5 protein-coding genes are annotated in these 6,513 nt (G+C 72.1%); all 5 read left to right on the plus strand.

The features are described from left to right. Positions 1–114: 114 nt before the first annotated feature. Genes EDC57_RS08475 through EDC57_RS08495 form a run of 5 tightly spaced genes read left to right on the plus strand, consistent with a single transcriptional unit; the run spans position 115 to position 6,310 of the window. A complete protein-coding gene (locus EDC57_RS08475; RefSeq protein ID WP_170165082.1) occupies positions 115–747 on the plus strand; it encodes a carbonic anhydrase in 633 nt (210 codons plus the stop codon). A 20-nt stretch (positions 748–767) separates the two neighbouring features. Continuing rightward, a complete protein-coding gene (locus EDC57_RS08480) occupies positions 768–2,588 on the plus strand; it encodes an extracellular solute-binding protein (protein ID WP_123401866.1) in 1,821 nt (606 codons plus the stop codon). A 13-nt stretch (positions 2,589–2,601) separates the two neighbouring features. Beyond that, the gene (locus tag EDC57_RS08485) at positions 2,602–3,690 is read left to right on the plus strand and encodes a microcin C ABC transporter permease YejB (RefSeq protein WP_123401434.1); all 1,089 of its coding nucleotides are present in this window, start codon (positions 2,602–2,604) and stop codon (positions 3,688–3,690) included. Further along, entirely contained in the window at positions 3,690–4,712 is a 1,023-nt protein-coding gene (locus tag EDC57_RS08490; protein WP_123401435.1) for an ABC transporter permease, read from the plus strand. The genes EDC57_RS08485 and EDC57_RS08490 overlap by 1 nt, the downstream gene beginning before the upstream one ends. Further along, positions 4,709–6,310, plus strand: a complete 1,602-nt coding sequence (locus EDC57_RS08495) for an ABC transporter ATP-binding protein (RefSeq protein ID WP_123401436.1) — start codon at positions 4,709–4,711, stop codon at positions 6,308–6,310. Before EDC57_RS08490 ends, EDC57_RS08495 begins: the two co-directional genes overlap by 4 nt. Positions 6,311–6,513: the final 203 nt, after the last annotated feature.

Here is a 6,513-nt window from a genome sequence, read left to right on the forward strand (position 1 = left end):
CCGTCCAGTCTACCCCACCCCGGCCCGCGGCCGGCGGTGCGTGCCGCCGGCCCGGTTCGCCGCTCCCGGCCTTCGACGTACAATGCGCGCGGTTTCCATGCCGACGGGGTGCCCATGACCCGCCGCCTGCTCGATGGCTTCGCCCGCTTCCGGCGCGGGCTGTTCGACGCCGCGCCCGGGCGCGCCCGCGCTCTCGCGCAGGGACAGCAGCCCGCCTTCGCCGTGATCGCCTGCAGCGACGCCCGCGTCGATCCCGCCCTGCTTTTCGATGCCGGCCCGGGCGAGCTGTTCGTGATCCGTCACGTCGCCGCCCTGGTGCCGCCCCACGACGATCCGGCCGCCGACGCCCTCGGCGCCGCCCTCGAGGTGGCCGTGGAGACCCTCGGCGTCGGCGACCTCGTCGTGCTCGGCCACGCCCGCTGCGCCGGCGTGGCGGCATGGGCCGGCGGCCGCGCATCGGGCCGCCTGGGGCAGTGGATGGCCCACGCCGACGCCGCACGCCGGACGGCAGGCTGCGGCGACGAGGCCGACCCCGCGTGCTGGGAGCGCGCCGTGGTGATGCTGTCGGTGGCGCGTCTCGCCGCCTACCCGGTCGTCGCCCACGCCCTGGCCGCAGGCAGGCTGCGCGTGCACGGCTGGCGCTACGATCTGGTCGACGGCCGGATCGAGACGCTGTCGCACCGCGCGGGAACCGGCACGACGGCGGCGGGATCGCAAACGTGCGGGCCGGGGCCCGCCCCGCCATGAACGCCAACGGGGGAAGCAAGATGCGAGGCCGATTGCACGCGATGCTGTGGGCGGCGATGCTGTGGGCCTCGTCGCCCCTCGCCGCCGCCGAGCCGGTGCACGCACTGGCCATGTGGGGCCAGCCCAAGTACGGGGCCGGCTTCACCCACTTCGACTACGTCGACCCGAACGCCCCCAAGGGCGGCGACGTGCGGCTGGCCGAGATCGGAACCTTCGACAGCCTCAACCCCTTCATCCTCAAGGGCATCGCCCCGGCGGGCATCGGCATGACCTTCGACACCCTCACGGTGGCCTCCGCCGACGAGCCCTTCACCCGCTACGGCCTGGTGGCCGAGAGCATGGAGCTCGCCCCCGACCGCTCCTGGATCGTCTTCAACCTCCGGCCCGAGGCGCGCTTCCACGACGGCAGCCCCATCACCGCCGAGGATGTCGTCTTCACCTTCGAGACCCTGCGCACCAGGGGCCACCCTTTCTACCGCGCCTATTACGCCAGCGTCGACCGCGCCGAGGTCCTCGGCCCGCGCCGCGTGCGCTTCGCCTTCAAGCCCGGCGCCAACCGCGAGCTGCCGCTCATCGTCGCGGAGCTCCCGGTGCTCTCGAAGCGCGACTGGCAGGGTCGCGACTTCACGAAGACGACCCTCCAGCCGATCCTCGGCAGCGGTCCCTACCGCGTGAAAACGGTCGATCCCGGCCGCTCCGTCACCTATGAGCGCGTGCGCGACTACTGGGCGAAGGACCTCCCCGTCAACCGCGGACGCTTCAACTTCGACCGCATCCGCATCGACTACTATCGCGACACCACCGTGGCGCTTGAGGCCTTCAAGGCCGGCGAGTACGACTTCCGCGAGGAGAACGTGGCCAAGAACTGGGCCACCGCCTACGACTTCCCCGCGCTGCGCCAGGGGCTGGTGAAGAAGGTGGAGATCCCGCACCGGCGTCCGGCCGGCATGCAGGGCTTCGTCTTCAACACGCGGCGCTGGATGTTCCGCGACCGCCGCGTGCGCGAGGCCCTGGGCTACGCCTTCGACTTCGCGTGGACCAACCGCAACCTCTTCCACGGCGCCTACACCCGCACCACGAGCTACTTCGCCAACTCCGAGCTCGCCGCCACGGGCACGCCGGGGCCGGAGGAGCTCGCCATCCTCGCGCGCTACCGCGGCCGCGTGCCCGAGGAGGTCTTCACCCGGCCCTACGCGCCCCCGCCCGGCGACCCGCAGGGCGACATCCGGGGGCAGCTCCGCACCGCCATGGGGCTTCTGCGCGCGGCCGGCTTCGATGTGCGCGACGGCCGCATGGTGGAGAGGGCCAGCGGCCGACCGTTCCGCTTCGAGATCCTTCTGGTCAACCCCAGCTTCGAGCGCATCGCCCTGCCCTTCGCGCGCAATCTGCGGCGGCTCGGCATCGAGGCGGGGGTGCGCACCGTCGATCCCACCCAGTACCAGAACCGGCTCCAGCAGTTCGACTTCGACATGACGGTGGCGGTCTTCCCGCAGTCGCTCTCGCCCGGCAACGAGCAGCGCGACTTCTGGACCTCGGCCGCCGCCGACACCCCCGGCAGCCGCAACCTCGCCGGCATCCGCGACCCGGTGGTGGACGAGCTGGTGGAGCTGCTCATCGCCGCTCCGGACCGCGCCAGCCTCGTCGCCCGCGCCCGCGCCCTCGACCGCGTGCTGCTGTGGGGCCACTACGTCATCCCCCACTGGCACCTGAACTACTTCCGCGTCGCCTACTGGGACCTCTTCGGCCGCCCCCCGGTGAACCCGCCCTACGCGCTCGCCTTCGACACCTGGTGGGTGGACCGGGCCAAGGCGGAGCGCATCGCCGCGGCGCGCACACGCTGACCCCACGGAGGCCATGCGCGCCTACATCCTGCGCCGCCTGCTCCTCATGATCCCGACCCTGTTCGGGATCATGGTGCTGAACTTCCTCATCGTGCAGGCCGCCCCCGGCGGCCCCGTGGAACGCGTGCTCGCGCAGCTTCGCGGCCACGGGATCGAGGCCACGGCCCGCTTCGCGGGCAGCGCCGCCGGCGAGGCCGCATCCGCTCCCGCGGCGACGGAGGCGAGCCGCGGCGCCCGCGGGATCGATCCGGCGCTCGTACGCGAGCTCGAGCGCATGTACGGCTTCGACAAGCCCCCGCTCGAGCGCTTCCTCGACATGATGGGGAACTACCTCACCTTCGACTTCGGCACGAGCTTCTACCAGGACCGCACGGTGGTGGAGCTGGTCCTGGACAAGATGCCGGTCTCCATCTCCCTGGGGCTGTGGACGACGCTGCTGGTCTACCTCGTCTCGATCCCCCTCGGCATCGCCAAGGCGGTGCGCGACGGCTCGCGCTTCGACCTCTGGACCTCCAGCGTGATCATCGTCGGCTACGCCGTGCCGAGCTTCCTCTTCGCCGTGCTGCTGGTGGTGCTCTTCGCCGGCGGCAGCTTCCTCGACTGGTTCCCGCTGCGCGGGCTGGTGAGCGAGAACTGGCACGAGCTCTCCTGGCCGGCGCGCATCGCCGACTACTTCTGGCACATCACCCTGCCGGTGCTGTCGATGGTCATCGGCGGCTTCGCGGGGCTGACCATGCTCACCAAGAACGCCTTCCTCGAGGAGATCCACAAGCACTACGTCCTCACCGCCCGCGCCAAGGGGCTCACCGAGCGGCGGGTGCTCTACGGGCACGTCTTCCGCAACGCCATGCTGCTGGTGGTGGCGGGCTTTCCCTCGGCTTTCGTGGGCATCCTCTTCACCGGCTCGCTGCTCATCGAGGTGATCTTCTCCCTCGACGGGCTCGGGCTGCTCGGCTTCGAGGCCGCCATCAACCGCGACTACCCGGTGATGTTCGGCACCCTCTACTTCTTCACCCTGCTGGGGCTGGTGATGAACCTCGTGGGCGATCTCATGTACGTGCTGATCGACCCGCGCATCGACTTCGAGCGCCGGGAGGGCTGATGGCGCTGAGCCCGCTCAACCGCCGCCGCCTGCTCGCCTTCCGCCGCAACCGCCGCGGCTGGTGGTCGCTGTGGATCTTCCTCGGCCTGTTCGGCCTGAGCCTCGGCGCCGAGCTGATCGCCAACGACCGGCCGCTGCTGGTGCGCTACGAGGGCCGCTGGTACTTCCCGGTGTTCGTCCGCTACCCCGAGACCGTCTTCGGCGGCGACTTCCCCACCGAGACCGACTACCGCGACCCCTGGATCCGCGAGCGCATCGAGGCCCGCGGCTGGATGCTGTGGCCCCCCGTGCGCTACCGCTACGACACCATCAACTACGCGCTGCCGGTGCCCGCCCCGGCGCCGCCCTCGCGCGAGAACTGGCTCGGCACCGACGACCAGGGCCGCGACGTGCTCGCCCGCCTCATCTACGGCTTCCGCATCTCGGTGCTGTTCGGCCTCGCCCTGACCCTCGCCAGCACCGTGATCGGGATCGCCGCGGGCGCCGTCCAGGGCTATCTCGGCGGCTGGGTGGACCTCCTCTTCCAGCGCTTCATCGAGATCTGGTCCGGGCTGCCGGTGCTGTACCTGCTGATCATCCTCGCCAGCATCGTCGAGCCCAACTTCTGGTGGCTGCTGGGCCTCATGCTCGCCTTCTCGTGGATGACCCTGGTGGGGGTGGTGCGGGCCGAGTTCCTGCGCGCGCGCAACTTCGACTACGTGCGCGCCGCCCGCGCCCTCGGCGTCGGGCGCATCACCATCATGTTCCGCCATGTGCTGCCCAACGCCATGGTGGCGACCCTGACCTTCCTCCCTTTCGTCCTCAACAACGCCATCGTCACGCTGACCTCGCTGGACTTCCTCGGCTTCGGCCTGCCCCCGGGATCGCCCTCCCTGGGCGAGCTGCTCGCCCAGGGCAAGGCCAACCTCCAGGCCCCGTGGCTCGGCATCACCGCCTTCACGGTGCTGGCCGCGATGCTGAGCCTGCTCATCTTCATCGGCGAGGCCCTGCGCGACGCCTTCGATCCCAGGAAGACGCGATGAGGCAGGCGCCGCTGCTGGACGTGCGGAACCTCTCGGTGCGCTTCGAGCCGCCGGGGGCCGAGCCGGTGGACGCGGTGCGCGGTGTCTCCTTCCGGCTCGAGCGGGGCGAGACCCTGGCGCTGGTGGGCGAGAGCGGCTCGGGCAAGTCCGTCACCGCCCTCTCCATCCTCCAGCTCCTGCCCTACCCCACCGCCCGCCACCCGAGCGGCTCCATCCGCTTCCGCGGCGAGGAGCTCGTGGGCGCGCCGGAGCCCGTCCTGCGGGCCATCCGCGGCGACCGCATCGGCATCGTCTTCCAGGAGCCCATGACCTCGCTGAACCCGCTCCACACGGTGGAGAAGCAGATCGGCGAGACCCTGCGCATCCACCGCGGCATGGGCCCGCGCGCGGTGCGCGCCCGGGTCCTGGAGCTGCTGGCGCTGGTGGGCATCGACGACCCCGAGGCGCGCCTCTCCGCCTATCCGCACCAGCTCTCGGGCGGCCAGCGCCAGCGCGTGATGATCGCCATGGCGCTGGCCAACGAGCCGGATCTGCTCATCGCCGACGAGCCCACCACCGCCCTGGACGTCACCATCCAGGCCCAGATCCTGGACCTGCTCAAGGCGCTGCAGCGGCGGCTCGGGATGGCGCTGCTCCTCATCACCCACGACCTCGGCGTCGTGCGCCGCATGGCCGAGCGCGTCTGCGTCATGAAGGACGGCGAGATCGTCGAGCGGGGCGCCACCGCCGAGGTCCTGTCGCGGCCACGCCATCCCTACACCCAGCGCCTGCTCGCCTCCGAACCCGGCGGCACCCCGCCCCCTGCGCCGCCTCAGGCGCCGGTGCTCCTCGAGGCCCGCGACCTGCGGGTGCGCTTTCCCCTCGGCCGCAGCCTCCTCGGCCGCGCCAGGCGGCACCTCGAGGCCGTCGCCGGCGTCTCCATCCGCCTGCGCGCCGGCCACACCCTGGGCGTCGTGGGCGAGAGCGGCTCGGGCAAGACCACCCTGGCGCTGGCGCTGCTGCGCCTCGAGCGCTCGCGGGGCGAGATCCGCTTCCGCGACCGCCCCCTGCAGGGCCTGGGAAGCCGCGCCCTGCGCCCCCTGCGCCGGGAGATGCAGATCGTCTTCCAGGACCCCTTCGGCAGCCTCAACCCGCGCATGTCCGTGGGGCAGATCGTCGAGGAGGGGCTGCGCGCACACCGCATCGGGGCCGACGCCGCCGAGCGCGAACGGCGGGTGATCGAGGCGCTCGAGGAGGTCGGCCTCGACCCCGAGGCCCGCCACCGCTACCCCCACGAGTTCTCCGGCGGCCAGCGCCAGCGCATCGCCATCGCCCGGGCCATGGTCCTGCGGCCCCGCCTCGTGGTCCTCGACGAGCCCACCTCGGCCCTGGACCGCTCCGTGCAGGCGCAGATCATCGAGCTGCTGCTGCGGCTGCAGCAGCGCCACGGGCTCGCCTACCTCTTCATCAGCCACGACCTCAAGGTGGTGCGCGCGCTCGCCCACGAGATCGTGGTCATGCGGGCCGGACGCATCGTCGAGCACGGCCCCGCCGCCGAGGTCTTCGAGCGCCCCGCGGCCGACTACACGCGGCGCCTCCTCGCGGCAGCCCTCGCTTAGGTCGAGGACGCGCGGGAACCGGGCTCGCCGGCTCCGGCCACCCCACCACCGCTCGGAGGCTTGCGCCGCTCCCCGCACCCGGCGCTTCGCGCCCCCGCGTCCGCGGCGCCTCCTCGCGGCAGCCCTCGCTTAGGTCGAGGACGCGCGGGAACCGGGCTCGCCGGCTCCGGCCACCCCACCACCGCTCGGAGGCTTGCGCCGCT

Origin of the sequence: Inmirania thermothiophila (assembly GCF_003751635.1) — a bacterium.
Classification (GTDB): domain Bacteria; phylum Pseudomonadota; class Gammaproteobacteria; order DSM-100275; family DSM-100275; genus Inmirania; species Inmirania thermothiophila.